Origin of the sequence: Mycobacterium sp. NPDC050441, from assembly GCF_040655355.1 — a bacterium.
Taxonomy (GTDB): Bacteria; Actinomycetota; Actinomycetes; order Mycobacteriales; family Mycobacteriaceae; genus Mycobacterium.
This window is the reverse complement of the sequence record NZ_JBFAJS010000001.1, coordinates 486,569-512,069: the sequence shown is the minus strand read 5'-3', so window position 1 is coordinate 512,069 and position 25,501 is coordinate 486,569. Positions and strand designations below refer to the sequence as shown.

Sequence of the window (25,501 nt, the reverse complement as noted above, 5' to 3'; positions counted from 1 at the left end):
AGAAAAACCAAGAGAGGAACGACCTTTCGTGAAGAATGATCGCCGGACGGCCAGATGGCTGGTTGCGTTCGGTACCGCGATGTTGATGATGGCGACGATGGCATGTTCGCCGTCGTCGCCCGACAAATCTGACCAATCCGACCAGGCCGCGACCGGGCAGCTGACGCACGACGAGGCCAAGGCCATCGCCATGGATGCGTACGTCTACGGCTACTCCCTGGTTACCGTCGAGATGACGCGACGTGTGATGACCAACGTCGAGAAGATCGAATCTCCCCGCGCCCCGATGGGGCAGCTGATGCGGATGCGTGAGTACCCGAACGCCCAGTTCCGTGACATCACCGCACCCAACGCCGACACGCTGTACGTCAACGGATTCGTCGACGTCAAGGACGAGCCGTGGGTGCTGAGCCTGCCGGAGGCAAGCGACCGCTACTACCTGTTCCCGATGCTCGATGGCTATACCAACGTGTTCGAGGTACCCGGGAAGCGCACCACGGGCACCGGTCCGCAGACCTATGCCATCACGGGTCCCGGCTGGAAGGGCACCTTGCCCGCCGGGGTGAAGGAGTACAAGTCGCCGACCTCGACGGTGTGGCTGCTGGGCCGCATCTACTGCGACGGCACGCCCGAGGACTACGCCGCCGTGCACAAGCTGCAGGACGAGATCTCGCTGGTGCCGCTCAGCTCGTACGGCAAGCCGTACACCCCGCCGGCCGGAAAGGTCGATCCGGCCATCGACATGAAGACCCCGGTTCGCGATCAGGTCAACAACCTGAGCACCGAGGACTACTTCAATCTGATGGCCACCTTGATGAAGGACAACCCGCCCGCCGAGGCAGACAAGCCGATCGTGGACAAGATGGCCAAGCTCGGCATCGCCCCCGGGGAGAAGTTCGACATCAACAAGCTCGGCTCCGATGTCGCCGCGGCCCTGCAGTCGGTTCCCAAGGAAGGGGTCGACAAGATCATGGCCCGCTTCAAAGAACTGGAGAATGTCAACGGCTGGCGGTTCACCACCCAGACCGGTCAGTACGGAACCGACTATCTGCAGCGCGCCGTGATCACCGCGATCGGGCTGGGAGCCAACCGGCCCCAGGATGCGGTTTACCCGACTTCGGAAGCCGATGCCGACGGCCAGACCTACAACGGCGCCGAGAGGTACACGGTGCACTTCGACAAGGGTCAGTTCCCGCCCGTCAATGGATTCTGGTCATTGACGATGTACGACGAGGGCTTCTTCTTCGTCGACAATCCGCTCAACCGGTACACCTTGAGCCAGCGGAACTCCTTCGTCACCAACCCGGATGGGTCGGTCGACCTCTATCTGCAGCACGAGAATCCCGGCCCGGGGAAGGAAGCCAACTGGCTGCCCGCGCCGGCCGGCAAGTTCAACCTGATGCTGCGTCTGTACTGGCCGAAGGAAACCGCGCCGTCGATCATCGACGGCACGTGGAAGCCGCCGGCGGTCAAGAAGGTTTCCTGACAAGGGACTTGCCAGGGCATCTGCCAAACAAAAAGCGAGATGGCTGCCAGACCAGGTCTGGCAGCCATCTCGCTTTTGTCGCGTTCAGCGATGAATCAGACGTGCACCGCCCGATGACGGTGTCGAAGCAGGCGGGACAACCAGCGGACATCGATCAACATTGCGTTGGCCTTTCTCTCAGGCGCTCTTGGTAAGCAGGGGCAGCAACCGGCGGCGTGCCGTATTGCCTTCGGCGAAGTGATGCAGGGCTTCGGGCACCGACGAGCTGAGCGGGACGCCCACCTGCTGGCGGTGGATCTCGGCGACGACCGACGGGCTGGCGACTGCCGCCCAGTCCACACCGAGTGCGCCGCATCGTTCATCGATGTCGTAGAACAGTGAGATCGCGTGCGGTGCAAAGCTGTTCACGCCACTCAGATCGAGCGCCAACGGCTTCTCCGCAAGAATGAACCGATTCACATACGACGCGATCTGGTCGATGTTGTTGCTGTCGACATCTCCCTTGACGGTCACCACTGTCGCCAGCTGGCGGCATTGCGCACGCATCGATGCGCCCTCGCAGATGACTGCCGAGTTCCCGTACCGAAAGTGTCGATCCAATGCCGGGGTGTTGTTCGTGAATGTCATGATCAGCCTCCCGCCGTCTTTCCTGAGCTCTGGCTGAGCTCCGTCGCGTCAACCTGTTCATGACGTTATGCGGGCAATCTAAGGCGGCGGGGAGCCAGCGTTAATACTTTGCTAAGAACCCGGAGGGGCTACCCGTCGGTAGGGTTCGCCACGATCAACACGTCCAGAGTTCGGGGTCCGTGGACGCCCTCCACGCGCTGGAGCTCGATGTCACTGGTGGCGCTGGGGCCGGAGATGAAGGTCAGTGGCCTGGTTGCCGTCAGCTCGGCGAACGCCTGGGGCACCGTGTCGACGATCTGCTCTGCCCGGATCACGCAGAGGTGATGGTCGGGCACCAGGGTCAGCGCCCGCCGCCCCTGCCCGGGGCCTGCATCTAGGACGATCGTGCCAGTCGCGGCGATTCCCAGCGCGCATCCGGTCAGCACGGCATCGGCTCGATCGAGTTGCTCGACACCCAGCGTCGGCGCGTCGGGGACCGTCGTCAGCCCGGTCACCCACTCCGGCCGCAGATCGGCCGGGATGACCACCGTGGCGTCCGGCCCGACCAGCTCGAGGACGGTCGACGCGATCGCGTCGATCTCGATGCGATGGACCCGCGCCCGGTATTCGGCGACCGTCTCGGCGAACCTTTCGACGTCGCCTGGCCCGGTCAGCGGCTCACGGTGGTAGTCCCTCGGCACCGCGACCGACTGTGGCGGCGCGGCGGCCAGGGCGCCGCAGATCCGGCCGAGCACCGCGGCCCGGGCTGCGTCCGGCGCCGGGCCGGTCACCCTCGGCCGCCTTCGTGGGTCCGGTTCCACCACTGCCTGAACGTCTCGGCGGGCGGCTCGGGAATGTCACGGCTGGCCGTCCACTTGGAGGCGGGCCAGGGCAGCGCAGAGATGCGGTGATCGCGCCCGGCGATCAGCCGGCCGGCGCCCAGAGCCTTTTCCGCCAGCGCGAACCGGCCCGCGCCGGACATCGCCCAGCCCGCGGCCTTCATCGCCAGATCCTGTCCGCCCGGCAGCCATCCTCTTTCCTGATCGACCTGGGCGGCGCGCAGGTGTACCAGGATTGACGGAATGTCGATGCGCACCGGGCAGGCTTCGAAGCACGCTCCGCACAGCGACGAGGCGAACGGCAGGCTGGCGTTGGGATCGTCGTGACCCGTGGTGCCGGTGAGCTGCGGGCTCAGGATCGCCCCGATCGGGCCCGGATAGACCGAGCCGTAGGCGTGGCCGCCGGTGCGTTCGTAGACCGGACAGACGTTCAGGCACGCGCTGCACCGGATGCAGTGCAGCGCGGCGCGCCCCACCTCATCGGCCAGCACCCGGGTGCGGCCGTTGTCGAGCAGGATCAGGTGGAATTCCTGCGGCCCGTCTCCGGGATGCACGCCGGTCCACATCGAGGTGTACGGGTTCATCCGTTCCGCCGTCGAGGAGCGCGGCAGCAACTGCATGAAGACCTCGAGATCGGTGAACGACGGCACTATCTTCTCGATACCCATCACCGTGATCAGCGTCTGCGGCAGCGTCAGGCACATCCGGCCGTTGCCTTCGGACTCCACCACCGCCAGCGTGCCGGTCTCGGCGATGCCGAAGTTCGCCCCGCTGATCGCCACCTTCGCGGTGAGGAATTTGCGCCGCAGATGGGCCCTGGCCGCCATTGCCAGCACCCGGGGGTCGTCGGTGAGCTCACCCGCGTCGGGCATCTCCCGGTTGAAGATCTCGCGGATCTCGGCCCGGTTGCGGTGGATGGCCGGCACCAGGATGTGGCTCGGTTTGTCGTGGCCGAGTTGCACGATGAGCTCGGCCAGGTCGGTTTCGAACGCGGCGATGCCCTGCGCTTCCAGGTACTCGTTGAGGCCGATTTCCTGGGTGGCCATCGACTTGACCTTGACCACTTCGTCGGAGCCGGTGGCGCGGATGAGGTCGGCGACGATGCGGTTGGCCTCGTCGCCGTCGCGGGCCCAGTGCACCACGCCGCCCCGCCGGGTGACGTTGTCCTCGAGCTGCTCGAGCAACCCGGGCAACCGCGCCATGACGTCCTGCTTGAGCGCGCTGCCCGCGGCACGCAACTGCTCCCAGTCGTCGCATTCGGCCACCGCGGCCAGCCGTTTGGTCCGGATGGTGTGGGTGGCGTGGCCGATGTTGCGGCGCAGTTGGGAATCGGCGAGCGCGGTGCGAGCGGCTTTCGGGAAGGGTTCGTCGCCACGGAGGTTGCCGACGCCGGGGGTGCCGAGGAATGTCGTCATGCCTCGGCCGCCAGGATCTCGGCCAGGTGCACGGTGCGCACCCCGGAGCGCAGTCGGCTCAGCCCGCCGCCGATGTGCATCAGGCACGAGGAGTCCCCGGCGCTGCAGACCTCGGCACCGGTCTCTGCGATGTGGGCCATCTTGTCGGCCAGCATCGCGGTGGACGTGTCGGAGTTCTTGATCGCGAAGGTTCCGCCGAAGCCGCAACAGGATTCGGCCTCCGGCAGCTCCACCAGCGTCAGGCCCCGCACATTGCGCAGCAGGCGCAGCGGCTTGTCGCCCACCCCGAGCATGCGCAGTGAGTGGCAGGTGGGGTGATAGGTGACGCGGTGCGGATAGTAGGCGCCGACGTCGTCGACACCGAGCACGTCGACCAGGAATTCCGACAACTCGTAGGTCTTTTCGGCCAGCCTCTCGGCGCGCGTGGCGAGGTTCTCGTCGCCGGCTCGACGGGCCACCATCGCATGCTGGTGACGTACCGAACCCACACACGAGCCCGACGGGGCCACCACTGCGTCGCAGCTCGCGGATTCGAAGGCCTCGACGTGATTGCGCACCAGCGCGGTGGCTTCCTTGAGATAGCCGGTGTTGACATGCATTTGGCCGCAACAAGTTTGGCCGGATGGGAAGATCACCTGGTGGCCGAGGCGCTCGAGTAACTGCACGGTGGCGATCGCCGCGGGTGGGAACATCGCATCCGCCAGGCAGGTCGCGAACAGGGCGATTCGCATGCGCACTCCTAAAGCGTGATCTGACCACAGTATGTCGCGATTCCGAACCCCGAGGTCGGCCTCGGCCACCACGGCAGTATCTCTCACTCCTTCGGTGACCTGCGGAAACCGCTCCGCGCCGAGGCTACCGGAATAAAGTAAACGCTAGTACACTTTTATCTCGGTGTTGGCGTCGCCCGGTGACGGGTGCCTGCCGAACACGAGAGGAGTCATGCCATGGGGTTGTTCACCGACAAGGAAATCGAGTACCTGGGCCAGCAGCACATCGGAAGGCTGGTGACCGAACCCACCTGGACTCCGAGGGGTGTGTCGATCAAGGGGCCGGTGACCATTCACGAGACCGGTGGCGAATCGCTGGGCCCCGGCTTCGGACCGCGATGGATAGAGATCACCCCGCACTGGGTGTCGTCCTGGGGAGTCAACGAGGCACCGTTCGCCGAGCCCGTCCCGCCCCGGAAGGTATCGGAATGATGAATATCTTTGTGCTGCAAAATGAAAGGACACTGTCATGAGCTTCAACACCGCAAATGGAACACGTGGAGCCCGCCAACCCAAGGCGGGGTGGTTGACCAGCTTGTTCAACAACTGGTCGATGCGCCGGATGCGCAGCAAGGGCGGCAAGGTGATGGGGATGGACGCCCTCGTGCTCACCACAGTGGGCCGCAAGAGTGGCGAGGAACGTAGCACTCCGGTCGCCTGGTTCCCCGGCGGTGGAGGCACGTGGCTGATCGTCGCGTCAGCCGCGGGCGCACCGAAGAACCCCGCGTGGTACTACAACATCGCCGCGCATCCCGACCAGGTTCAGGTCGAACTGGACGGGCGCAAGGTGGCAGTCACAGCCGAGCAGCTCAATGGTGCCGAGCGTGACGCCGCGTGGAAGCAAATCGCAAGTGCACTACCGCGTTTCACCAAGTACGAAGAGCAGACCGACCGTGAGATACCGGTCATTCGCCTGACTCCGCGATGAGCCCGGCGGAGAGACCCGAACGAAAGGGTGACCGCACCCGCCGCCGCATCCTGGAAAGCGCGCGCAACGTGTTCGCCGAGGTCGGATACGACCGGGCGACCATCAGAGGTATCGCAGCGGCGGCAGATGTCGATAAATCCAGCGTCATCAAGTACTTCGGGACCAAGCAGAACCTGTTTCAGGAAGCGGCCACCTGGACGATCAAGATTCCGGATCCTGTCGGGCCCGAAGGCTCGTCCACAGCAGAGAATCTCGTGCGCGGAATGTTCAGCGCGTGGTCAGCTGAGCCCAACAGCCCGATAGCGGTGTTGTTGCGCACCAGCATGACGAGTGAGGACGCTGCCGAGATATTGCGGGAACACCTGGCCACGCACACCACTCCGGTCATCGCCGAAGTGATCGACCAACCTGATGCTCGCCTACGCGCCGCCCTTGTCGGCGCCATGCTTGCGGGGATCGCCAGCCAGCGCTACCTGCTCGACGTCCCCGATATCTGCGATGCAGACCTAGACGAAATCCTGCGCATCATCACGCCTGCTGTCGACGCGATCATCTCGCCGTCGTAGCCTCAGCCGCGGTGCCACTGGGCGCCGCGGTAGTGCTCCCACGGGTTGTAGTCGGCAAGCAGCGCTTCCTGCGGCGGACGGTCGGCCTCGGGCACGTGCTGCAAGTTGATCCGGACCCGGTACCAGATCGAACTCGGGCCCCGCATCCCGTCGAGCAGGACGTCGACGGGTTCCAGTTGCCCGGCCACCGCGGGATAGCGCTCGCGCCACACGTCCAGTGCTGCCATCGCCTCGTCTTTGGTCTTGGTGCGGGCGATCTCGATCAGCGGCATGCTCGACTGTCTGCGCCCATCGGGGGAAGCGCCCTTGGGTGCCTTCTCCGCCGGGCCGAGCTCCTTCGCGAGGGCAAGCAGCGGGTCCAACTCACCGACCGCGAGATCCATGCCCTCCCACGGGTCGCCGATCTCGGCGAACCGGCCGGGCACGGTGGCGATCGTGAAAGCCTCGGGGTGGCAACCGTCGACCTCGTCCCACCGCAGCGGGGTGGACACCCGGGCGTCGGGGGTGGCGCGCACCGAGTACGCCGAGGCCACGGTGCGGTCCTTGGCGTTCTGGTTGAAGTCGACGAAGACCCTGGTGCCTCGCTCTTCCTTCCACCAACGCGCCGTCGCGAGATCGGGAACGCGTCGCTCCACCTCACGGGCCACCGTCTCGGCGGCCAGCCGGACCTTGGTGAACGGCCACCGCGGCTGAATACGCGCATAGATGTGGAAGCCGCGCGAGCCCGATGTCTTGGGCCACGCGGTCAGGCCGTGCTCCTCCAGCACTTCGCGGGCGACCTGAGCGACATCGACGATCTGCGACCAGCCGACCCCGGGCATCGGGTCCAGGTCGACCCGCAGCTCGTCGGGATGGTCGAGATCATCGGCCCGCACGGGATGCGGATTGAAATCGACGCACCCCAGGTTCACCGCCCACGCCAGGCCCGCGGCGTCGCGCAGCACCGCTTCCTTGGCCGACGTGCCGGACCGGTACTTGAGCTCGGCGACGTCCACATAGTCCGGCCGCTTCTCCGGGGCCCGCTTCTGGAAGATGGCTTCGGTGGCGATGCCCTTGACGAACCGCTTGAGGATCATCGGACGTTCGTAGACCCCGCGCAGCGCACCGTCGGCCACTGATCGGTAGTAGTTGATCAGGTCCAGCTTGGTGACGTGCGCGTCAGGGAAAACCGCCTTGTCGGGGTTGCTGACGGCGACCTCGCGGCCGTCGATCTCCAGCGACATTGCACCGGCCATGACCACATGCTAGTTACCGCCCATCGTGCGATAGATGTCACATATTGTGGCGACATGCCAAGTCTGTCTGATCTGCCGGCGAACCTCACCGCGAAGGCCAAGCAGTACGCGGAGCGGGGCGCGGCCGAATTGCACTACGCGCGCAAGATGTTCGAGGCGGGCGCGCTACGGCTGGAACCGCCGCAACATATCGCGGCCATGCTGAACGACATCCGGACCTGGGGTGAGATCGGGATGATTCCGGCGCTCAATGCGCGTCGGCATCCCAACCGCGCCGCGGTCATCGACGACGAGGGCGAGTTCACGTTCGGTGAGCTCGACGCCGCCGCGCATGCGGTGGCCAACGAACTGCTCACGATGGGCGTACGGGGCGGCGACGGCGTGGCCATCCTGGCCCGCAACCACCGTTGGTTCCTGATCGCCCAATACGGCGCGGCCCGCGTCGGAGCTCGCATCATCATGCTCAACTCGGAGTTCTCGGGACCGCAGATCAAGGAGGTTTCCGAGCGCGAAGGCGCGAAGGTGATCGTCTACGACGACGAGTACACCGCCGCCGTGGCAGAAGCCGACCCGGAACTGGGCAAACTGCGGGCCCTGGGCGTCAACCCCGATTCCGACAAGCCGTCCGGCAGCACCGATGAGACGCTGGCCGATGTCATCGCGCGCAGCAACGGCCGGTCCGCACCCAAGGCCACCAAGCATCCCGCGATCATCATCCTGACCAGCGGCACCACCGGAACGCCCAAGGGCGCGAACCGGGCCGCCCCGCCGTCGCTGGCCCCGATCGGGGGAGTGCTGTCGCATGTCCCGTTCAAAGCCGGCGAGGTGACCTCACTGCCCGCGCCGATGTTCCATGCGCTCGGGTTCCTGCACGCCACCATCGCGATGATGCTGGGCTCCACCCTGGTGCTCCGTCGCCGGTTCAAGCCGGCCACCGTGTTCGAAGACGTCGAGAAGCACGGAGTCACCGGCATGGTGGTGGTGCCGGTGATGCTCTCGCGCATGCTCGACCATCTCGATCAGATGCAGCCCAAACCCAATCTGTCGTCGTTGCGGATCGTGTTCGTCTCCGGATCCCAGCTGGGCGCGGAACTGGCGTCCCGGGCACTCAAGGAACTCGGGCCGGTCGTCTACAACCTCTACGGATCGACCGAGATCGCCTTCGCGAGCATCGCCCGCCCCAAGGATCTGTCGATCAATCCGTCGACGGTCGGGCCGGTGGTCAAGGGCATCACCGTCAAGATCATCGACGACAACGGCAAGGAGCTCCCGGCCGGGCAGGTGGGTCGCATCTTCGTGCGAAACACCTTCCCGTTCAAGGGATATACCGGTGGTGGGGGCAAAGAGATCATCGACGGCATGCTGTCGTCGGGCGATGTCGGATACTTCGATGAGCACGGCCTGCTGTACGTCAGCGGGCGTGACGACGAGATGATCGTCTCCGGCGGGGAGAACGTGTTCCCGGCCGAGGTCGAGGATCTGATCAGTGGGCACCCCGACGTCATCGAGGCCACCGCGCTCGGTGTCGAGGACAAGGAATGGGGCGCCCGGTTGCGGGCATTCGTGGTGAAGGCCGAGGGTGCCAGCCTCGACGAGGACGCGATCAAGACCTACGTCAAAGAGCATCTGGCGCGGTACAAGGTGCCGCGTGAGGTGGTGTTCCTCGACGAATTGCCGCGCAACCCGACCGGCAAGATCCTCAAACGCGAACTCCGCGACATGGAATAGTTTGTTCGCATCGGTGGTAGTACAGCCTTGTGGACATCGACCTGACCGGAAAGACCGCGCTCGTCACGGGCTCGACACAGGGCATCGGGCTGGCCATCGCCGAGCAACTGGCTCGTAGCGGTGCCCGTGTCGCCGTCAACGGCCGTACGTCGGCCCGGGTCGATGAAGCCGTCTCCACGCTGGGCGAGTTCGACGTACTGGGCATCGCCGCTGACGTCTCGACCGAGGACGGAACTGCAGACCTGCTGCGTCAGCTACCCGATGTCGACATCCTGGTGAACAACCTCGGGATCTTCGGTGCCGTGCCGCCGCTGGAGATCACCGACGCGCAATGGCGCACCTACTTCGACGTGAATGTCCTTGCCTCGGTGCGGCTTATCCGCAGCTATCTGCCCGGAATGACCGAGCGGGGCTGGGGTCGGGCGATCCAGATCGCCAGTGACTCCGCCATTGTCACGCCGGCGGAGATGATCCATTACGGCGTATCCAAGACGGCGCTGCTCGCGGTGTCGCGTGGTTTCGCCAAAGAAGCCGCGGGTACCGGGGTGACCGTGAACTCGGTGATCGCCGGGCCGACTCATACGGCCGGTGTCGAGGATTTCGTCTACCAACTCGTCGACAAATCGCTGCCGTGGGATGAGGCGCAGCGCGAGTTCATGATCAAGCATCGGCCGCAGTCGCTGATCCAGCGCCTGATCGAGCCTGAAGAGATCGCGAACATGGTGACCTACCTGGCCTCTCCGCTGGCCTCGGCCACCACGGGTGGCGCGCTGCGGGTCGACGGCGGTTACGTCGACTCAATCCTGCCTTAGGAGCTCAACCCCCGGCGGGGCGGCGAGATCGAACGTATTCTGCGGCCATGGGGGCGCAGAGCGTGTCGGGAAAGATCGCCGTGATCACCGGTGGTGCATCCGGTATCGGTGCCGCGCTCGCGGCCAGGCTGGCCGGGGAAGGCGCTGAGGTCTGGATAGCCGATCGACAGACCGACGCCGCGCGAGACCTCGCCGGCCGCCTCGAAGCGAGTGGTGGAACAGCACACGCCATCGAGCTCGACGTACGCGACTACGCCTCGTTCGAGCGGGTCGTCGCCGAGATCGTGGAGCGATCGGGGCGCATCGACTATCTGTTCAACAATGCGGGCATCGGGGTCGCCGGTGAGGTCGATTCGTACACGCTCGATGACTGGAACGACGTCTTCGATGTGAACCTGCGTGGTGTGGTGCACGGCATCCAGAGCGTCTACCCGATCATGATCAAACAGGGCAGCGGTCACATCGTGAACACGGCTTCGATGGCAGGTCTCATGTCAGGTGCGGGCCAGGCAAGCTACGCCGCCACCAAACATGCCGTCGTTTCCATCTCGCGGACGTTGCGGGTTGAGGCCGAGCGGCACAACGTGCTGGTTTCGGCGCTGTGCCCCGGCGTGGTCCGGACCCCGATCCTCGCCGGTGGCAAGTTCGGGCGGATCAAGACGCCGCCGGCCAGCGATGAGGAGTACGTCGAGAAGGTCTGGGAGCCGTTGCGGCCCATGGCTCCTGACGTGTTTGCCGACCGGGTGGTGCGTGCGGTCAAGCGCGGTGATGCGACCATCATCGTGCCGGCGTGGTGGAAGGTGTTCTGGTACCTGGAGCGGCTGTCGCCCCGGCTGTCCTTGCGCCTCGCGAAAACCGCACTCACCCGGGCCCGTGCTGTGGAAGCCACACTCAGCAAGGGCGAGCTAGGAGAGCATCGCTGAACCTGGCACTGCCAGGCACATCAACGACAACGCCAGCAGGAACCACCCCGCGCCCTGCCAGATCGGCCAGGTGCCCTCGGCCTTCCACACCTGGTAGGTCCGGACGAATGCCCCGACGCCTCCGACGAACAGGATCGTCGGGACCAGCGTCGCTGAGAGTACGGAATGGTCAAAGGCGTAGAACGTCAGGGCGACGCCGGCGACGGCCGCCACAGCCAGCACATAGCCCACCGCGGATCGGAACATCTGCGGGTCGTGCCAACGCTTCTCGACGTCATCCACGTCGCCCATGGCGTCCGCTCACCTCGTCATGGCGGCCCGTTGACATACCAGCCCAGACAGCCTGGCCTGCCTCGGCACGCGATGATGGCGCCGGCGTCGGGGGCGGACCCGCGCACCCGGGGTGGTCTGGGCTGCAGATTGCAGTTCACCACGTAGGGGTTCCACGGAATGACACCGTTCACGCAAGGCTCGGCGTGGATTTCCGCGGCCCCCGGGGAGCTCTGCCCCCACACGGCGGTCGGCGCGATGACAACCGACAGCGCAGCTGCACCCAGCAGCACCGGGCGCAGAATGCGAAGTCGTGACGTCCTCATCGTTGAGTGTCAACCGTTTCTGGTAGCCGCCTATTTCGACGGTAGCACCAGCGGTGTCGAACGGGCAGGTCAGTGCGACGCCTGTTTTCCGCTGCCTATGTCCAAGCGGCCCAGTCCGCCTTCCGGATCATGCAGTGCACCCCTTTGACCGCGTCCACCACCTGGCTCACCTCGAAGTCGCCGGCCGCCGACAGGTAGGCGAATGCCACATCGCGCGGCACGCCGAGCCGCGTGTTGAGAAACGTGACGGCATTTCGGACCGCGATGCGCATCGCCTCGTCAAGGTCGGCGTCCATCCCGGTCGGAATCCAGTGGGTTGCGGTTTCCACTACCGGGTTGGTGATGGCCCCTATCGCTGCGCGGGCGTCATCGGACTTCAGAACGGTCAGTCGCATGGTTGCCCGAAGTGGCGCCTCGAGCGCCGTCAGCGCGACCTCGCCGTTGCCTTGTGCGAAGTGCGGGTCGCCCGTGAAGAAGCCGGCCCCGTCGACCTGCACAGGCAGGTACAGGGTCGAACCGGATACAACGTGCTTGATGTCGATGTTGCCGCCGTGGTCGCCGGGAGGTACCGATGGCACCGGGTCCTCGGTTGCGCAGGCGACTCCCATGATGCCGAGGAACGGGTTGATCGGGAATCGCACTGTGCGACGGGTGCCGTCGCCCGCCGACAGCATGCCATAGGGCATCCCAAGGTGCTTCTCGACCCAACTGAAGTGACTGATCGTGCCCATCGAGACGATCTGGTCGACCGCACGCACCGGTTCGGAGTCGGGAAACTCGGGGAACTCCCCTGCGAGCGCACCGTAACCGTGCCGGCTGCTGATGAAGCCGTAGGGAACACGCATTGCGAGATCGAGGATCTCGACCTTGAGAACGTCACCTGGGTGTGCTTCGCCGACGTGGATCGGCCCGGTGACGATGTGGGGACCACAGGTGTCGTCGTGGGCGAGGGGGCTCGCGGCGATATCGATGACGTCCTTGAGGACGCTGTGTACGCCGAACTGCGCGAAGTACGAAACCGGTTCTCGCCCTTGGTCTTCGAGGATTCCTTCGTGGCTCACGGTATCGATGGTCACCGTCTCACCGGACGCCACCGAGAGCACGGGATTTGTCCGCGCGTTGGGAAGCCATCCCCAGAGCACATCATCGGGGTGTGATTGCAGGTAGTGCTCGCCACCGATGTGGCCTTCGCCTGGATGAAGGGTTGGGAAGATCATGGTGCCTCCGTGGGTGCCGGTGCCGGGGTGGACGTGGCTTGGGGAAGTCCGACGATGAGATCGATCTCGACGGCCGCTCCCACCGCCAGGCCGGTGACCCCGACACAGGTGCGGCTGGGCAGCGGGCCGGCGAACCACTTGACGTACTCGGCATTGAACACGTCGAAATCGTCGAAGTCGGTGAGGTAGACGCGCACCATCAGGGCGTCGTCGAGCGTGGCCCCGAATCGCGCCAGTACTGCCGAAAGATTCGCCATCACTTGATTCGCCTGCCCGGCGACGCCGCCGTCGATGAGCTCGCCGGTGGCGGGATCGGTGGGCATCTGGCCGGTCAGGTACAGGGTGTCGCCCCACTGTGTCGCGTGGGCGAACGGCCCGACCTGCGGCGGAATGCCTTCGGCCGCAGTGAAACTGAAGGATTGTTTGGCGATCATGCGATTCCCTCGCAGGCTCGGGTCCCGCATGTCACCTGTTGATTCGCTCCGCAAGCGTCGCTCATGCGTCCGCCAGTTGCATCGCGTTGACGAAGCGGGCGGTGACCGGGCTCTGCGGCCGGGTGATCACCTGGTCGGCGCTGCCCTCTTCGACGACAACTCCGCCCGCCATGAAGACGACACGGTCGGCGACCTCAAGAGCGAACCGCAACTGATGGGTCGCGATGATCATCGTCAACCCGTGGTGGTGGGCCAGACCGCGGATGACGCCGAGGACCTCCGCGACAAGTTCGGGGTCGAGCGCACTCGTCGGTTCGTCGAGCAGCAGGACCCTGGGACGGGCGGCCAGAGCGCGGGCGATACCGACTCGCTGTTGCTGTCCGCCGGACAGCCGGTGCGGCAGCACACCTGCCTTGTCGGCGAGGCCTACCTGCGACAGCAGCAGGCCAGCCCGCTCGGCGGCTTCCTCTTTGCTCAGGCGCTGGATCCACCGCAACGGTGCCGCGATGTTCTCTTTCGTCGTCATGTGTTTGAACAGGTTGAAGTGCTGAAACACCATGCCGACGCCGGCTGCGATCCGGGCACGTGCGATCTGGCGCTCCGAGAGCGGTGTACCGGACTGGCTGTAGCCGAGGGGCTGCCCGGCAATGCGAATCGTTCCGGTGTCGACGGATTCGAGGTGGTTGATCGTGCGCAGCAGGGTGCTCTTCCCGGATCCGCTCGGCCCGAGCAGTGCGATGACTTCGCCCTGCCGCACCGACATGCTGATGCCGTTGAGCACCTGGTTCTCGCCATAGGCCTTGTGGAGGTCGCGGATTTCGAGGATGGTGTCGCCGATTTCCTGTCGCTCGGCAGCAGGTGCGGCGGCGACGGAAGGGTCCGTTGGCGGAGTCGGTGTGCTTGCCCGGCGCCGGAATCCGAGTCGGGACAGCAGCGACCGGTCGTCGCGGTCGAGGTTGAGCGCATCCTCAAGAATCAGCTGGATGACGCTGAGTACAGCGGTGAGCGCGAGGTACATGACGGCCGTCGCGAAGTAGATCGAGAAATAGTCGAAGGTGGCCGAGGCGAGCTGCTGGGTGCGCAGGGTGAGCTCGGGTACCGCGATGACCGATGCCAGCGCAGAGTTCTTCATGGTGGAGACGAACTCGTTGCCCAGGGCGGGGATCATTGACCGGAATGCCTGCGGGGCGATCACGCGGTGCATCAGCGTGCGGGGTGTGAGGCCGAGTGCTCGACCGGCGAGCGACTGCCCGGGGTCGACGCCCTTGATCCCCGAGCGCAGGATCTCGGACACGAAGACTGCTTCGTTCATCGCGAGGGCCACCGAGCCGGCGACCAGGGGCGGGAGCGTGATCCCGATGTGGGGTAGCGCGGTGAAGACGAAGACGAGCTGCAGGATCAGCGGAGTGCCGCGATAGATGACGACGTAGGTACGGCCGATCGCGGTGAACGCGCGAGATCTCGTAAGTTGCAGTGCGGCAAGGAGTGTGCCGAGCACGATGCCGCCGCCAAAGCCGTACAGCGTGAGCTGGAGGGTGAACAGCATGCCGTCGATCAGCCACGGCAGCGTCAGATAGTGCAGGAATTTGTCCATGAGTTCACCTCACTTCTGTCAGATTCGTTGGGTTGCTTCGATATTGAGCGGGACATCAGCCGACACTGAGGACGGTCGGCTCGGCGACCGCGTTCTCCGTCAGCTTCCACTTGGCAGCAAGCTTGTCCTGCAGTCCGCTCGACTGAACCTCGGTGAGTGCCGCCTGGATGGCATCGCGGAACTCGTGCTTGCCCTGTGGCACCCCGATGCCGATCGTGTAGTCGAGCATGACGGTTTCGGCGGAGTCGAGCTTGTCGGGGTGAGCCGCAACGAATCCGTTGACGGTGTTGACGTCATTCATGTACGCGTCCGCGCGGCCGGCGAGGACCGCCTGCGTGCAGTCGGCGCTCGAGTCGAACAGGCTGACGGTCGGCGCCTTCAGGCCGGCCGCCACGCATGCGGGACCGACGGCTTCCACAAGCGGAACTTCGACGTATCCTTTGTTGAGCCCAACCGTGAGCCCGCACAGCGAGGTATCGATACCGGTGATCTTCTTCGGATTCCCCTTTGCCACCAGGATGCCGTCGAATACCTTTGAGTAGCTGATGAAGTCGACTCCGCCTGCGGCACGTTCCCTTGTGGCATAGAGGTTGGAGAGGATCCAGTCGGCCTGGCCACTGGCCACCGTCGGGATGAGTTCGGAGAACCCGACGGCGACATAATCGTTGCTGAAGCCGAGACAGGCCCCGAGGGCGTTTCCGAGATCGATGTCGAAACCGTGGTATTCACTGGGGTTTTCCGGATTCACGGTCTCATACCCGGGCGTGTACGGGTTGATCGCATTGGTGAGAGTCTTGCCGTTGAGGTCCGGATTCTTGGCGCGCAGGTCGGTGCATGTTGCCGAAGAGGCCAGATCAGTGTATTCAGTGGACGTTTCGGTGGTCGCCGCTTCAGTCGACGATGTACAGCCAGCGAGTGCAACACCGACGGCAACGGCGAGAAGTGCGGTACGGTGCGAGCTTTTCATGGCAGGTCCTGTTCACTGGCGCGGAGGGGGCGGGCGATCCTGGCCGGATGGTCCGGCCAACTGAAATTGAAATTAGGTGGCCACCAGGGACGCAGCACGCCGAGAGCGTTTCTCGTAACACGAGTAACAAAGAGTTATTCCGCAGGAAATCGTCAGCGTCGGTTTTTGGACTGCTTGGCCCGACCATCGGACCTATGTTGGGATCTGAACAGGGAGGCAGGATCCGAGTTGAACGCACCTGCAGGCGGGGCGATCCCGCCGATGATCCAGCGACCGCAAAGTGTATCGGTCGCGCTCGCAGCACATTTCGAGCGTCTCATCGCGACAAACGAGATCTCGCCCGGAACGCGACTCCCATCGGAACGTGAGCTCGCGGTGTCGATGTCGGTATCGCGGTCTTCGCTTCGGGAGGCCATGCACGAACTCGAGTCGAAGCGCCTGATTTCGCGGGTCCGGGGTCGCGGAACCGTTGTGTTGGCGCCGACTGCGAGCGTCGACGAGCTGCTCGGGATAGCCGGCGGCGGAACCGAACAGGAGCATGCCGCCGAACTGCGTTCGGTCATCGAGCCGTCGATCGCGGAGCTCGCCGCACACCGGGCTACGTCGGCAAACCTGCTGCAGCTTCGTGATGTCCTCGACAAGTCGCACGAGAACCTTCTGCAGGCTGAGTCACTTCGCCTCGATGTCGAGTTTCATCTGCTGCTCGCGCAGGCCGCGCAGAACCCGCTCCTGTCCGCACTTCAGACCTTGACCAGCGAGTGGACCGGTGAGGTGCGTAAGCACTCGCATTCCACGAGACACGGGCGGTGCGCGTCGGTGCGTGGTCACCAGGAGATCTTCGATGCGGTGCGTACCCACGACGGACTGGCCGCGCGTCGGGCTATGGAAGATCACCTGCGCGACGTACGTGATCTCGTCGCCAAGGCAACGCGCTCCTGAGCCACCCTTGGGCGAGTAGCGAAAGTTACGGATCGCGGGGCAGGCCCAGCAGGCGTTCGGCGATGATGTTGAGCTGAACTTCGGTGGTGCCGCCGTAGATCGTGGTGGCGCGGCTGGCCAGCAGATACTCGGCCCAGCGGCCGAATTCCTGCTCGGGATCGCCGACGGCGCCATCGGTGCCGAAGGAGGCCACGGCGAACTCCGCGTAGCCCTGGCCGGTCTTCATCGACAGCAGTTTGGAGATCGCGGCGGCGGGCATGGCATCGCCGCCGGCCAGCGTCAGCAGGGTGGACCGCAGGTTGAGCACCCGGGCGGCATGGCCTTCGGCGATCAGTTGGCCCGCGCGATTCTGGTCGATCTGGTCGAACTGGCCCGCACCGAGGAACGCCACGAACTGCTCGAGGTTGGCCAAGAACGGCGGCTCGCTGCTGCCGATCGACACCCGCTCGTTGGTCAGGGTGTTGCGGCTGACCTCCCAGCCCCGGTTGACCTCACCGAGCACCATGTCGTCGGGAACGAACACGTCGTCGATGAACACGGTGTTGAACATCGCGTTGCCGGTCAGCTCGCGCAGCGGCTTCACCTCGACGCCCGGAGCCTTCATGTCCAGCAGGAAGTACGTGATGCCCTGGTGTTTCGGCGCGTTGGAATCCGTCCTGGCCAGCAGGGCGCCCCACGCCGAGTACTGGGCGCCCGTCGTCCAGATCTTCTGCCCGGTGATGCGCCAGCCGCCGTCGACCTTGGTGGCCTTGGTGGTGAGGCTGGCCAGATCCGAACCCGCACCCGGCTCGGAAAACAGCTGGCACCAGATCATTTCGCCGCGGAACGTCGGTGACAGGAACCGCTGCTTCTGCTCATCGCTGCCGAACGCCACGATCGACGGGATGATCCAGGAGGCGATGCCCATCTGCGGGCGCCGCACGCGGCCGGTGCCGAATTCCTGGGCGATGATGATCTGCTCGATCGGCTCGGACGCGCGGCCCCACGGCTTGGGCAGGTGCGGCTGCACCCAGCCACCCTCGGCGATCGCGGTATTGCGTTCGGCGCCGCTCGGAATCGCTTTCAGCGCAGCCACTTCCGCGCGGATCTCGTCACGCAGCTTCTCGGTGTCGGGATCGAGGTCGATATCGACCGGGCGCATCCCGGTTGCCGTCGCGGTATCGACCACCAGCTGCGGGTAATCCGAGGCCCGGCCGAAGCAGGCGGCCAGGACGAGCGCACGCCGGTAGTAGACGTTGGCGTCGTGTTCCCAGGTGAATCCGATTCCGCCGTGCACCTGGATGCAGTCCTGGGCGGTGTGTTGTGCGGCGGCAGGTGCCAGGGTGGCGGCCACCGCTGCGGCGAACTCGAAATGGGTTGTCGCCGAGGGTTCTTCCTGAGCGTCGTCCAACGCCCGGGCGGCGTCCCAGACGGCGGCGGTGGCGCGCTCGGTGTCGGCGATCATCCCGGCGCACTTGTGCTTGATCGCCTGGAACTGGCCGATCGGCCTACCGAACTGTTCGCGGATCTTCGCGTACGAGGTCGCCGTGTCGGTGGCCCAGCGCGCGACACCGATGGCCTCGGCCGACAGCAGTGTGGTGATCAGTGCCCTGGCGTGGGCGCGGCTCAGGTTGGACAGCACCCGGTCGGGTTCGACCTCGACGGCGTTGGCCCGAACATGTGCCAGTGGGCGCAAGGGGTCGACGCTGCGGACCGGCTCGATCTCGAGCTGGGCGGCGTCCAGCACCACCCATTGGACGCCGGACTCGATCGCGACCGGGAGCACCAGGATCGATGCCTGCGCCGCCGCGGGCACCGCGCGGGCCTCGCCGCGGATGACCAGGCCGTCACCGTGGCGGGTCGCGGTGAGGCCGGAGTCGATGGCGTAGGCCGCGATGGTCTCGCCCGAGGCCAGACCGCCGAGGATCTCGGCCTCGGGGTTACCGGCCGAGATCAGTGCGCCGGCGATCGCGGACGGGACGAAGGGCCCGGGGACCGCGCCGTGGCCGAACTCGGCCAGTGTGATGGCCAGCTCCAGGATGCCGAACCCCTGCCCGCCAACGGATTCCGAGAGGTGGAGGCCCTGCAGCCCCTGCTCGGCCGCGGCGTTCCAGTACGGCGGGGGGTTCGGGATCGGAGTCTCGAGTGCTTCGTGCAGCACCTCCGAGGGCGCCACCCTTGCTACCAGGGACCGGACCGAATCGGCCAGGTCGCTGTGCTCAGTCGTGATCGCAATGGGCATGCGGCACCTCCATCCGGGGCATATCTCTATTAACCGGTCGGTCGGGACCGAGGGTACCCCGGCGTGACCGGCGCCACTCCGGCGGCCTATCTCACCCCGTTAACTACGTGGGCCAGCGGTTCGCCATCACGAATGCGCCGGCAGTTGTCCACCGCCATGGTCAGATACCGCCGCATGGTGTCGGCCGTGTACCAGGTGACGTGCGGTGTCAGCACCACATTGGGCAGCTCCAGCAGGGGGTTGCCGGGCGGTACCGGCTCCTCGGCGAACACATCGAGACCGGCCGCGGCCAGGTGCCCGGTGCGCAGTGCCTCCACCAAGGCCGGCTCGTCGATGATCGGACCCCGCGCGGTGTTGACGACGACCGCGCCGGACTTCATCGACGCCAGGGCTTTCTGGTCGAGGAGGCCGCGCGTGGCGTCGGTCAGCGGGAGGTGAAGCGAGACGATATCGCTGGCGGCCAACAGGTCCGGCAGACTGCGCCACCGTGGGTGACCGGTGTCGCGGGTGCTGGTGTGCAGTACCTGTGACGGCTCGGCGCCCATGGCGACGACGATTTTCTCAACCCTCTTGGCGACGTTGCCGTAGCCGAGCAGGCCCACCGTGCACCCGCTGATGTCGCGGACGGTCTCGCCCAGACTGTGATCCGACGGCCAGCCCTTGCCGTCCCGGGTGGCGCGGTCGAGCTCGGGCAGCCGGCGCAGCGCGGCCAGCATGAGCAGCACGGTGCCCTCGGCCACCGACGGGGCGTTGGCCCCGGGCATGTTGGCCACCAGGATGCCCAGCTGGCTGGCGGTGTCGACGTCGATGGTGTTGACCCCGGCGCCCAACTTGTGCACCAGCCGCAGCCGCAGACCGCGCTGCAGGTCGTCACCGGAGACCGGTCGCAACACATGCCAGAGCACCTCGGCGGCGGGCAGCTCGCGGTGGAAGGTGGCGTCGTCGTCCTCGGCGCAGAACGTCACGTCTAGCCAGTCCTTGTGGGGTGCAAGGAAACCCAGCACCTTGTCCCCGGGGGTGAAGTGCGCGAGAACCCGGATCGGGCCGGGGTTCACCGCCACCGTTTCGCGATCCATCCGGCGATGGTATCGGCCTGCTCGTCGCGGGCGCCGGAAGTCGTGAAGTAATGGTCGGTGTCGATCGAGCAGTGTGTCTTGTCCGTGCTCGCGAGCGCGTCGTGAATGCGTCGGGCGTCGGACGGGTACACGCCGGTGTCCTGGCCGGCGTTGATCACCAGTGCCGGGCAGGTGATCCGGGCCAGGTGCGGCTCGGCCCGCGTCTGGGCGTGCCGCAGGCTCCACATGCCGATCCAGTTCCGCACGGTGGTGGCCGCGGCGATGCCCCGGGCCGACCGGTTGGCCTTGATCGGTACCCCGGCATAACAGAGGTTGGCCTGCCTGTTGGTCGGCTCGACCGTTGGATCGACCATCCTCGGGTCGGCCCAGGTGCGCATGACGGTGAAGGGGCGATCCGAATATCCGGCCGCCTGAACTCTTTTGAGCTCGCTCTCGGCCCAGTCGGTGATCTTCTCGTTGCGCGCGACCTGCGCCGCGCGGTAGCGGGCCACGAACTCGGCCGAATAGGGTGCCGGGTTGCGCTCGTCGAACAGGTCCAGTTCGGGATCGCTGGTGACGGCGTCGTTCTCGTCGACGACGGACGCGTCCATCCAGGCGGTCAGCACGTCCGGGCGGCCCGGGTGGGCCGCGCTCGCGACGTACCCGTCGGCAGGCAACAGCTCGGTCAGGCCCTTGGCGGGCCGCATGCCGTCGAGTGGCTGCACGTTCGGCGCGACGGCTTGGGATTGGTAGGCCGCCATCAACGATCCGCCGCCGGAGTTACCCAGCAGCACAACGGTTTCGATTCCCTGGACTTCGCGCAGCCAGCGCACACCGACGCCGATGTCGACCAAGGCGTGATCGAGCAGGAAGCTGCTCTCGAACCCGCGGAAACGGGTGTTCCAGCCGAGGAAGCCGATGCCCCTGCGCGCCAGGTAGTCCGCGATGTAGTGCTCGGAGAAGTCGATCTGGTAGTGCGTGGCGATCACCGCGACCGTCGGCTTGTGCCCCGCGCCGCGGTAATAGAGGCCCTGGCACGGGTACCCGCCGGCGCCGGCGCGCTGGCCCGTCGGGGATTCCAGCCCGATGAACTCGCGGACCACTTCCGGTGACGCTGTACTCATGAACGCGGGGTCTCCTCGTGATAGATGGTCCGGTAGAACACGTTGGCCAGGGTGGTGATGCAGGCGGTGTCGTCGGCGACGGCGTCGCGGCCGCCGGACAGCTGGACGTAGCAGAACTGGTTGAGCATCGACACCAGTGCGACGGCGGTCAGGTGAGCGTCGTCATCGGGGCAGAACCCTTGCTGCTGAGCATGTTTGACCATCTCGGTGATCATGGCGATCGGCAGCTGGCAGATCTCGTCCCAGTATTCGGCGAAGTCGTCGTCGATCATGGCCATCTGGGACACGGCGATGATCTCGGCGAGGCGGTGCCGGTAGGTCATCCAGTGTGCGGAGGCCGCCTGGTGGCAGCGTTCCCAGTTGCTCAGATTCGGTCCGGTCGCGGGAAGCGCGCGTTCGCGGGCCTCGTTGCGGAAGCGCAGGGCCCATTCGCGCACCATGGCTTCTTTCGAGGCGTAGTAGTTGTAGAACGACGCGGCGGACCGGCCGGCCTCCGAGGCGATGTCGGAGATGGTGGTGGCCAGGATGCCCTTGCGGGCGATCACCGTGCGGGCGGCGCTGTCGATCGCCGCCTGGGTCTGGCGGCCGCGCGCGGTCGGCAACGGGGTGCGGGGGCTGACGGTCACGGATTTCCTAACGGCCATTGATCACATCTGAATCTGATGTTAGATTCAGATTCGTAGTTGCGCCAGTCCTTGGTGCGTTCGCCCCGGAGGTTCATCGACGTGATCAAGCCCAACAATCCCAACTCGGAGTTCGAGTTCGGCGGAATCAACCATGTGGCACTGGTGTGCGCGGACATGGCGCGCACGGTCGACTTCTACACCAACGTGCTCGGCATGCCCCTGATCAAATCGCTGGATCTGCCCGGCGACATGGGGCAACACTTCTTCTTCGACGCGGGTAACGGGGACTGCATCGCGTTCTTCTGGTTCCGTGACGCCCCCGACGGGGTGCCCGGGATCTCGGCGCCGGCCGCCATTCCCGGCATCGGCGAATTCATGAGCGCCACCGGCTCGCTGAACCACATCGCCCTGCACGTGCCCGCCGAGAAGTTCGACGAGTACCGGCAGAAGCTCAAGGCCAAGGGTGTTCGTGTCGGGCCGGTGCTCAACCACGACGACAGCCCCATGCAGGCGTCGGCCACGGTGCACCCCGGTGTCTACGTCCGGTCGTTCTATTTCCTCGACCCCGACGGCATCACACTGGAATTCGCTTGCTGGACCAAGGAATTCACCGAGAACGACGCGCAAACGCCGCCCAAGACGGCCTCCGACCGACGTCCGCCGGTGGGCGCCGGGCGGTAGTCAGTCCGGTTATGGCTTGGTGGCGGTGACGAAGTAGCCGCGCGGCACCCCGGGGACGTCCAGTGGCACGGCCGGGGCGAACCACCGGTTCCATTTGTTGCCCGGCTCGGCCACGTCGGTGACGACCGCTGACCAGCCCAGCGGTTCGCACAGTTGCTCCGGGGAGTCGGTGCCGAACAGCCACGGCGCACCGTTGCGCTCCATCTGCTCACGCACCGCAGCGAGCATCACGTTGTCCAGCAGCGTCTTGCCGACGATGTCGTAGAGCAGGACCGAGCCGGGTGCCGACAGTACATCGACCCTGGAGAACAACGCGCGCACGGCGCTCTCGTCGAGGTACTGCAGCAGCCCTTCCATCAACCACACGGTCGGTGCTCCCGGGTCAAAGCCGTTGGACCGCAACGCGTCGGTCCAGTCCTGCGTGAGATCGGCGCCGATGCCCACCCGCCGGCAGCGTGGTTCGTCGTTGGTCAGGACGTCGGCCTTGGCCGCGATCACGGCGGGCTGATCGAGCTCGAAGACCGTGGTGCCGTCGGGCCACGGCAACCGGTACGCCCGCGCATCCAGCCCCGCGGCGAGGATCACCACCTGCCGCACCGGCGGTACGGCACTCAACAACGCCTCGTCCCAGAACCGGGTGCGCACCACGATCTGCACCATCGACTTGTCGCCGGTGGCGGCGACGGCTTCGGCAAGCATCCGCTGCCCGGATTCACCGGCCAGCTTGTGCGCGAACGGATCGTCGAAAAGCCGGTCGGGACGGCGGGTCTCCTCGGCCCGGATGGCCGCCACCAGGGTGCCGGTATCGGCGACGGCCTGCCCCGGGGTCTGTCCAGAGTTGGTCATCTCGCCATCATGCGCGTCCGGCCGGGGTGGCGGCTTGGATATTTTTGTCCCGGGTCGATTGCGCCAGCAGCTGCAGTGCATCCGCCGAACTCGAACCCTCGGCGGTGGTCACGACGCTCAGTGATTGGTCGACGTCGCGGGCAATTGTCAGGTTCTGCATCGTGACGGTGAGCCGCCCGGCCAGCGGATGGTGCAGGTCATAGGAGTCCGCCTCGCAGGGTTTGACCCGGTGATCGGCCCACAGCGACACGAATTCCGGGCTCTTGACCGACAATTCACCGATCAGAGCGGACAACAGCGCATCGTCGGGATATCGACCCGCCGCCAGGCGCAGGCTGCCGACCACCGTGCGCACCTTGCGGTCCCAATCCAGGTAGAGGTCGCGGGTGTGCGGATCGAGGAACAACAGCCTGGCCAGGTTGGGCCGGGTCGCGGGCCGGTCCACCGACGTGAAATCCAGATGGCCTGCCAGCAGGGCATGCCCCAGCTCGTTCCAGGCCAGCACATCGGTGCGGCGGCCGATCACGAGCACCGGCAGGTGCTCCAACGATCGCAACAGGTCGCGGGTAAACGCACTGACGCGTTCGACCGGAGGGCGGCGCGGCGGCTGCGCGCGTTGGGACGCCAGCTCTCTCAGGTGCGCCTGCTCGTGAACATCCAGCTGTAGGGACCGGGCCAGCGCGTCGAGGATGGCCTCGGAGGCATTCACCGCCTGCCCCTGCTCCAACCGGGTGTAGTAGGAAACGCTGACCCCGGCCAGCTGGGCGACCTCTTCGCGGCGCAGTCCGGCCACGCGTCGTCGTTCGCCGTATCGGGACAGCCCCACGTCCTCCGGATGCAGCCGCCCGCGTCGGGCTCGGAGGAACTCGCCGAGTTGTCCGGTCATAACCCCACTATGCCTCCGGGACTCCGCGCCGTGCCTATCCCTGCCAGTGGTAGGCACCGCGTGGTCTGGCTGGCCGATCGTCGCGTCGCCAGGCTGGGGACATGAACGAAATCGTGTTGGGCGACGTCACGGTGACCCGCGTCATGGAGTACTACGGTTCGGTCCGGCTGTCGCCGCAGGAATTCTTCCCCGAGAGCACCGACGAGGCGTGGCGGCGCAACCAGGATTGGCTGGCCCCGGATTTCTACGATCCGAGCAACGACGACTGCGTATCGGCCATCCAGACGTGGCTGTTGCGCAGCGAGGGCAGAACCATCCTCGTCGACACCGGCGTGGGCAATCACAAAGAGCGCCCGCACGCCCCGGTGTGGCATCACCTGGACACCGATTTTCTGGGGAATCTGGCGCGGGCCGGCGTCGCTCTCGAGGACGTCGACGTGGTGATCAACACCCACCTGCACATCGACCACGTCGGCTGGAACACCTACTTCGAGGACGGCAACTGGATCCCGACGTTCCCGAACGCCACCTACCTGATGCCGCGGGCCGACTTCGATTTCTGGAACCCGGTCAACCGCGGCGACCCCGTCGCGGGGCGGGACAACGTCTTCCTCGACAGTGTCGCGCCGGTCCACGAGGCCGGACAAACGACATTGTGGGAAAACACTTTTCACCTCGATGCCAACCTGACGCTGGAACCGGCACCGGGACACACCCCGGGCTCCGCGGTGGTCCGGCTGCAGTCGGGCGACGACCGTGCGGTGTTCGTCGGCGACATGATGCACACCCCGCTACAGATCGCGGAACCCGACGTCAACAGCTGCTACTGCGAGGACCTCGGGCAGGCGCGGGAAACGCGGCGACGGGTACTCGGCCACGCGGCCGATACCAACACGCTGGTGATACCGGCCCATTTCGGCGGCCACGGAGCGGCCGAGGTGATGCGGGACGGCGACCGGTTCGCGGTCAAGGAATGGGCGGCGTTCGACCGGGTAACGGGGGCTTGA

27 protein-coding genes are annotated in these 25,501 nt (G+C 65.8%); 10 read left to right on the top strand and 17 right to left on the bottom strand.

Annotation, left to right across the window (positions count from 1 at the left end; genetic code table 11):
• The first annotated feature begins 28 nt into the window (after positions 1-28).
• Positions 29-1,486: a DUF1254 domain-containing protein gene (locus AB0I14_RS02500; RefSeq protein WP_358015371.1), complete on the top strand. Its 1,458-nt coding sequence runs from the start codon at positions 29-31 to the stop codon at positions 1,484-1,486.
• Between the two features lie 177 nt (positions 1,487-1,663).
• Here the strand turns inward: AB0I14_RS02500 and AB0I14_RS02495 are convergent, their stop codons facing one another.
• From AB0I14_RS02495 to AB0I14_RS02480, 4 genes are all read right to left on the bottom strand, one after another.
• Positions 1,664-2,113 carry an STAS domain-containing protein gene (locus tag AB0I14_RS02495; protein WP_358015368.1) on the bottom strand — a complete coding sequence of 150 codons (450 nt, stop codon included), beginning with the start codon at positions 2,111-2,113 and terminating at the stop codon, positions 1,664-1,666.
• A 128-nt stretch (positions 2,114-2,241) separates the two neighbouring features.
• A complete protein-coding gene (locus AB0I14_RS02490) occupies positions 2,242-2,883 on the bottom strand; it encodes a lactate utilization protein C (protein ID WP_358015365.1) in 642 nt (213 codons plus the stop codon).
• Complete coding sequence (locus tag AB0I14_RS02485; protein ID WP_358015362.1) at positions 2,880-4,346, bottom strand: LutB/LldF family L-lactate oxidation iron-sulfur protein; 1,467 nt, start codon at positions 4,344-4,346, stop codon at positions 2,880-2,882. The genes AB0I14_RS02490 and AB0I14_RS02485 overlap by 4 nt, the downstream gene beginning before the upstream one ends.
• Positions 4,343-5,077, bottom strand: coding sequence for a (Fe-S)-binding protein (locus AB0I14_RS02480; protein WP_358015359.1), 735 nt, complete (start codon positions 5,075-5,077; stop codon positions 4,343-4,345). Before AB0I14_RS02480 ends, AB0I14_RS02485 begins: the two co-directional genes overlap by 4 nt.
• 216 nt (positions 5,078-5,293) lie before the next feature.
• Here AB0I14_RS02480 and AB0I14_RS02475 point away from each other — a divergent pair, with 216 nt between their 5' ends.
• The 3 genes from AB0I14_RS02475 to AB0I14_RS02465 are packed head-to-tail and all read left to right on the top strand — an operon-like array spanning position 5,294 to position 6,610.
• Positions 5,294-5,548, top strand: coding sequence for a hypothetical protein (locus AB0I14_RS02475; RefSeq protein WP_358015356.1), 255 nt, complete (start codon positions 5,294-5,296; stop codon positions 5,546-5,548).
• 37 nt (positions 5,549-5,585) lie between these two features.
• Positions 5,586-6,044, top strand: a complete 459-nt coding sequence (locus tag AB0I14_RS02470; RefSeq protein WP_358015353.1) for a nitroreductase family deazaflavin-dependent oxidoreductase — start codon at positions 5,586-5,588, stop codon at positions 6,042-6,044.
• The gene (locus AB0I14_RS02465) at positions 6,041-6,610 is read left to right on the top strand and encodes a TetR family transcriptional regulator (RefSeq protein WP_358015350.1); all 570 of its coding nucleotides are present in this window, start codon (positions 6,041-6,043) and stop codon (positions 6,608-6,610) included. The genes AB0I14_RS02470 and AB0I14_RS02465 overlap by 4 nt, the downstream gene beginning before the upstream one ends.
• 2 nt (positions 6,611-6,612) lie before the next feature.
• On the opposite strand, the gene ligD is transcribed toward AB0I14_RS02465, so the two are convergent.
• Positions 6,613-7,845 carry a non-homologous end-joining DNA ligase gene (gene ligD, locus AB0I14_RS02460; protein ID WP_358015347.1) on the bottom strand — a complete coding sequence of 411 codons (1,233 nt, stop codon included), beginning with the start codon at positions 7,843-7,845 and terminating at the stop codon, positions 6,613-6,615.
• Positions 7,846-7,899: 54 nt separating this feature from the next.
• Between ligD and fadD2 the strand changes: the two genes are divergently transcribed.
• Genes fadD2 through AB0I14_RS02445 form a run of 3 tightly spaced genes read left to right on the top strand, consistent with a single transcriptional unit; the run spans position 7,900 to position 11,308 of the window.
• Positions 7,900-9,573: a long-chain-fatty-acid--CoA ligase FadD2 gene (gene fadD2, locus AB0I14_RS02455; RefSeq protein WP_358015344.1), complete on the top strand. Its 1,674-nt coding sequence runs from the start codon at positions 7,900-7,902 to the stop codon at positions 9,571-9,573.
• A gap of 29 nt (positions 9,574-9,602) precedes the next feature.
• Positions 9,603-10,385 (top strand): SDR family oxidoreductase, encoded by a 783-nt coding sequence (locus AB0I14_RS02450; protein WP_358015341.1) that lies wholly within the window; start codon positions 9,603-9,605, stop codon positions 10,383-10,385.
• A 47-nt stretch (positions 10,386-10,432) separates the two neighbouring features.
• On the top strand, positions 10,433-11,308 hold the full coding sequence (locus AB0I14_RS02445) for an SDR family oxidoreductase (RefSeq protein ID WP_358015338.1): 876 nt from the start codon (positions 10,433-10,435) through the stop codon (positions 11,306-11,308).
• On the opposite strand, the gene AB0I14_RS02440 is transcribed toward AB0I14_RS02445, so the two are convergent.
• The 6 genes from AB0I14_RS02440 to AB0I14_RS02415 all read right to left on the bottom strand — a co-directional run bounded on the left by AB0I14_RS02440 (position 11,291) and on the right by AB0I14_RS02415 (position 16,116).
• Complete coding sequence (locus tag AB0I14_RS02440; protein ID WP_358015335.1) at positions 11,291-11,599, bottom strand: hypothetical protein; 309 nt, start codon at positions 11,597-11,599, stop codon at positions 11,291-11,293. The two genes, AB0I14_RS02445 and AB0I14_RS02440, sit on opposite strands and share 18 nt — an antisense overlap.
• Before the next feature lie 17 nt (positions 11,600-11,616).
• Positions 11,617-11,871: a hypothetical protein gene (locus tag AB0I14_RS02435; protein WP_358015332.1), complete on the bottom strand. Its 255-nt coding sequence runs from the start codon at positions 11,869-11,871 to the stop codon at positions 11,617-11,619.
• A 128-nt stretch (positions 11,872-11,999) separates the two neighbouring features.
• Positions 12,000-13,121 (bottom strand): acetamidase/formamidase family protein, encoded by a 1,122-nt coding sequence (locus tag AB0I14_RS02430; RefSeq protein ID WP_358015329.1) that lies wholly within the window; start codon positions 13,119-13,121, stop codon positions 12,000-12,002.
• Complete coding sequence (locus AB0I14_RS02425) at positions 13,118-13,555, bottom strand: RidA family protein (RefSeq protein ID WP_358015326.1); 438 nt, start codon at positions 13,553-13,555, stop codon at positions 13,118-13,120. Before AB0I14_RS02425 ends, AB0I14_RS02430 begins: the two co-directional genes overlap by 4 nt.
• Positions 13,556-13,616: 61 nt before the next feature.
• A complete protein-coding gene (locus AB0I14_RS02420) occupies positions 13,617-15,149 on the bottom strand; it encodes an amino acid ABC transporter permease/ATP-binding protein (RefSeq protein WP_358015323.1) in 1,533 nt (510 codons plus the stop codon).
• 55 nt (positions 15,150-15,204) lie between these two features.
• Complete coding sequence (locus AB0I14_RS02415) at positions 15,205-16,116, bottom strand: ABC transporter substrate-binding protein (protein ID WP_358015320.1); 912 nt, start codon at positions 16,114-16,116, stop codon at positions 15,205-15,207.
• Positions 16,117-16,344: 228 nt separating this feature from the next.
• On the opposite strand from AB0I14_RS02415, the gene AB0I14_RS02410 reads away from it, so the two are divergent.
• Positions 16,345-17,055: an FCD domain-containing protein gene (locus AB0I14_RS02410; RefSeq protein WP_358015317.1), complete on the top strand. Its 711-nt coding sequence runs from the start codon at positions 16,345-16,347 to the stop codon at positions 17,053-17,055.
• Between the two features lie 25 nt (positions 17,056-17,080).
• On the opposite strand, the gene AB0I14_RS02405 is transcribed toward AB0I14_RS02410, so the two are convergent.
• The 4 genes from AB0I14_RS02405 to AB0I14_RS02390 all read right to left on the bottom strand — a co-directional run bounded on the left by AB0I14_RS02405 (position 17,081) and on the right by AB0I14_RS02390 (position 22,081).
• Entirely contained in the window at positions 17,081-19,276 is a 2,196-nt protein-coding gene (locus tag AB0I14_RS02405; protein WP_358015314.1) for an acyl-CoA dehydrogenase, read from the bottom strand.
• Between the two features lie 86 nt (positions 19,277-19,362).
• Positions 19,363-20,352: a 2-hydroxyacid dehydrogenase gene (locus AB0I14_RS02400; protein ID WP_358015311.1), complete on the bottom strand. Its 990-nt coding sequence runs from the start codon at positions 20,350-20,352 to the stop codon at positions 19,363-19,365.
• The gene (locus tag AB0I14_RS02395; RefSeq protein ID WP_358015308.1) at positions 20,328-21,455 is read right to left on the bottom strand and encodes an alpha/beta hydrolase; all 1,128 of its coding nucleotides are present in this window, start codon (positions 21,453-21,455) and stop codon (positions 20,328-20,330) included. The genes AB0I14_RS02400 and AB0I14_RS02395 overlap by 25 nt, the downstream gene beginning before the upstream one ends.
• Positions 21,452-22,081: a TetR/AcrR family transcriptional regulator gene (locus AB0I14_RS02390; RefSeq protein WP_358015305.1), complete on the bottom strand. Its 630-nt coding sequence runs from the start codon at positions 22,079-22,081 to the stop codon at positions 21,452-21,454. Before AB0I14_RS02390 ends, AB0I14_RS02395 begins: the two co-directional genes overlap by 4 nt.
• A gap of 99 nt (positions 22,082-22,180) precedes the next feature.
• On the opposite strand from AB0I14_RS02390, the gene AB0I14_RS02385 reads away from it, so the two are divergent.
• The gene (locus AB0I14_RS02385; protein ID WP_358015302.1) at positions 22,181-22,762 is read left to right on the top strand and encodes a VOC family protein; all 582 of its coding nucleotides are present in this window, start codon (positions 22,181-22,183) and stop codon (positions 22,760-22,762) included.
• A 9-nt stretch (positions 22,763-22,771) separates the two neighbouring features.
• Here AB0I14_RS02385 and AB0I14_RS02380 read toward each other — a convergent pair whose 3' ends face one another.
• On the bottom strand, positions 22,772-23,608 hold the full coding sequence (locus tag AB0I14_RS02380; RefSeq protein WP_358015298.1) for an SAM-dependent methyltransferase: 837 nt from the start codon (positions 23,606-23,608) through the stop codon (positions 22,772-22,774).
• A 7-nt stretch (positions 23,609-23,615) separates the two neighbouring features.
• Positions 23,616-24,494: a helix-turn-helix transcriptional regulator gene (locus AB0I14_RS02375; protein WP_358015295.1), complete on the bottom strand. Its 879-nt coding sequence runs from the start codon at positions 24,492-24,494 to the stop codon at positions 23,616-23,618.
• 101 nt (positions 24,495-24,595) lie between these two features.
• Between AB0I14_RS02375 and AB0I14_RS02370 the strand changes: the two genes are divergently transcribed.
• Complete coding sequence (locus tag AB0I14_RS02370; RefSeq protein ID WP_358015292.1) at positions 24,596-25,501, top strand: MBL fold metallo-hydrolase; 906 nt, start codon at positions 24,596-24,598, stop codon at positions 25,499-25,501.

What these genes read in the sequence shown, in the direction of transcription:
- ligD (WP_358015347.1), bottom strand. Translation starts at nt 7,845, where the DNA reads ATGGCCGGTGCAATGTCGCTGGAGATCGACGGCCGCGAGGTCGCCGTC.
- AB0I14_RS02430 (WP_358015329.1), bottom strand. Translation starts at nt 13,121, where the DNA reads ATGATCTTCCCAACCCTTCATCCAGGCGAAGGCCACATCGGTGGCGAG.
- AB0I14_RS02400 (WP_358015311.1), bottom strand. Translation starts at nt 20,352, where the DNA reads ATGGATCGCGAAACGGTGGCGGTGAACCCCGGCCCGATCCGGGTTCTC.
- AB0I14_RS02375 (WP_358015295.1), bottom strand. Translation starts at nt 24,494, where the DNA reads ATGACCGGACAACTCGGCGAGTTCCTCCGAGCCCGACGCGGGCGGCTG.
- AB0I14_RS02470 (WP_358015353.1), top strand. Translation starts at nt 5,586, where the DNA reads ATGAGCTTCAACACCGCAAATGGAACACGTGGAGCCCGCCAACCCAAG.
- AB0I14_RS02415 (WP_358015320.1), bottom strand. Translation starts at nt 16,116, where the DNA reads ATGAAAAGCTCGCACCGTACCGCACTTCTCGCCGTTGCCGTCGGTGTT.
- AB0I14_RS02420 (WP_358015323.1), bottom strand. Translation starts at nt 15,149, where the DNA reads ATGGACAAATTCCTGCACTATCTGACGCTGCCGTGGCTGATCGACGGC.
- fadD2 (WP_358015344.1), top strand. Translation starts at nt 7,900, where the DNA reads ATGCCAAGTCTGTCTGATCTGCCGGCGAACCTCACCGCGAAGGCCAAG.
- AB0I14_RS02405 (WP_358015314.1), bottom strand. Translation starts at nt 19,276, where the DNA reads ATGCCCATTGCGATCACGACTGAGCACAGCGACCTGGCCGATTCGGTC.
- AB0I14_RS02465 (WP_358015350.1), top strand. Translation starts at nt 6,041, where the DNA reads ATGAGCCCGGCGGAGAGACCCGAACGAAAGGGTGACCGCACCCGCCGC.
- AB0I14_RS02425 (WP_358015326.1), bottom strand. Translation starts at nt 13,555, where the DNA reads ATGATCGCCAAACAATCCTTCAGTTTCACTGCGGCCGAAGGCATTCCG.
- AB0I14_RS02445 (WP_358015338.1), top strand. Translation starts at nt 10,433, where the DNA reads ATGGGGGCGCAGAGCGTGTCGGGAAAGATCGCCGTGATCACCGGTGGT.
- AB0I14_RS02480 (WP_358015359.1), bottom strand. Translation starts at nt 5,077, where the DNA reads ATGCGAATCGCCCTGTTCGCGACCTGCCTGGCGGATGCGATGTTCCCA.
- AB0I14_RS02440 (WP_358015335.1), bottom strand. Translation starts at nt 11,599, where the DNA reads ATGGGCGACGTGGATGACGTCGAGAAGCGTTGGCACGACCCGCAGATG.
- AB0I14_RS02380 (WP_358015298.1), bottom strand. Translation starts at nt 23,608, where the DNA reads ATGACCAACTCTGGACAGACCCCGGGGCAGGCCGTCGCCGATACCGGC.
- AB0I14_RS02395 (WP_358015308.1), bottom strand. Translation starts at nt 21,455, where the DNA reads ATGAGTACAGCGTCACCGGAAGTGGTCCGCGAGTTCATCGGGCTGGAA.
- AB0I14_RS02370 (WP_358015292.1), top strand. Translation starts at nt 24,596, where the DNA reads ATGAACGAAATCGTGTTGGGCGACGTCACGGTGACCCGCGTCATGGAG.
- AB0I14_RS02475 (WP_358015356.1), top strand. Translation starts at nt 5,294, where the DNA reads ATGGGGTTGTTCACCGACAAGGAAATCGAGTACCTGGGCCAGCAGCAC.
- AB0I14_RS02495 (WP_358015368.1), bottom strand. Translation starts at nt 2,113, where the DNA reads ATGACATTCACGAACAACACCCCGGCATTGGATCGACACTTTCGGTAC.
- AB0I14_RS02485 (WP_358015362.1), bottom strand. Translation starts at nt 4,346, where the DNA reads ATGACGACATTCCTCGGCACCCCCGGCGTCGGCAACCTCCGTGGCGAC.